Annotated in this window: 1 protein-coding gene; it reads left to right on the top strand. The window is 41.5% G+C overall.

What is annotated here, in order from left to right; genetic code table 11:
- The coding region (locus ACIR310F_RS25975) for a bluetail domain-containing putative surface protein (protein ID WP_331271295.1) at nt 1-1,687 on the top strand (1,687 nt) is incomplete at both ends.

Genomic DNA, 1,687 nt, shown 5'->3' with positions numbered 1-1,687 from the left:
TCAGGACTACAAATCATAGACATTAGCAACCCTAGTACCCCCACTTTAGTAGGAAATTATGATACACCTGATTATGCTCAGAATCTAGCAGTGGTAGGCAACTACGCTTATGTTGCCGATAATGCTTCAGGACTACAAATTATAAACATTAGCAACCCCAATAGCCCCACTTTAGCAGGAACTTATAATACACCTGGTACTGCTCTCAGTGTAGCAGTAGTCGGCAACTACGCTTATGTTGCTGATGGTGGTTCAGGACTACAAATTATAGACATTAGCAACCCCAGTACCCCCACTTTAGTCGGTACTATTGATACACTTGGTACTGCTAGTAGGGTACAAGTAGTCGGCAACTACGCTTATATTGCTGATGGTGGTTCAGGACTACAAATTATAGACATTAGCAACCCCAGTACCCCCACTTTAGTAGGTACTATTAATACACCTGGTTATGCTGAATCTTTAGTAATAGAGGGAAAGTACGTTTATGTTGCTGATGGTGGTTCAGGACTACAAATCATAGATCTAGCACCAGTTATTACCAGCGCTGGCACCGCCACCTTTGCAGAAAACAGTACAGAAACAGTTTACACCGTCACCGCCACCAACGTAAATGTAAATACAGCCCTCACCTACAGTTTATCCGGTACTGATGCTAACCTCTTTAACATCAACAACGGCGTTGTCACCTTCAAAACCGCTCCTAACTTTGAAGCACCTGGTGATAGCGGTGCAAATAACGTTTATGACATCAACGTTATCGCTAATAATGGTATATCAAACACCACCAAAGCCCTAGCCATTACCGTCACCAACGTTAATGATGATGTTCAATCCTCCACCAGCTACACATTAAACTCCAGCCAACTAGACCTGATTTTAACAGGACAAGGGAACATTAACGGCACTGGCAACAGGCTCAATAATGCTATCTTAGGTAACAGTGGTAATAATCTTCTTGATGGTGATGCCGGTGATGATAGCCTTTTTGGTAATGCCGGTGATGACACTTTAATGGGTGGTATTGGTGCTGATACCATGACCGGGGGAACTGGTAATGATTGGTACTGGGTAGATAACACTGGTGACAGGGTAATAGAACTTGCTAATGAAGGTACAGATAAAGTTTTCACCACTATCAGTTACACACTCACTGACAACGTAGAAGACCTAGCTTTACAAGAAATAGCCACCAATATTAATGGTACAGGTAATACCCTGAATAATACCATTACAGATAATACCAAAGATAACGTTCTCGACGGTGGTGCTGGTAATGATATTATCAGAGCTTCTGGAGGAAATGATACCTTAATTGGTGGACTAGGTGCAGATACCTTAACGGGAGGTTTGGGTAATGATAGGTTTGTTTATACCGACTTAACCCATTCCTTGTTAGCTGGAATTGATAGCATCAAGGATTTTAATAATACTACAGAGACTGACCGTTTTGTAGTTAGCACTGCCAGATCTGTGTTTAATAATGTGGGTGTAGTTAGTTCACTAAGTGCCTCTGCTATTGGTAGTAAATTAACTACTACTAATTTTGGTGCTAATGCGGCTGCACTGTTTACTATAGGGTCAAAAAGCTATGTAGCTATTAATGATAGCACTGCTGGTTTTGATGCTCTTAATGATGCGATTGTGGATATTAGGGGATACAAGGGTACTTTAAGTACGAGTAGCT

Source organism: Dolichospermum circinale AWQC310F (assembly GCF_000426925.1).
Taxonomy (GTDB): Bacteria; Cyanobacteriota; Cyanobacteriia; order Cyanobacteriales; family Nostocaceae; genus Dolichospermum; species Dolichospermum circinale.
This window is presented reverse-complemented; position numbering and strand designations above follow the sequence as displayed.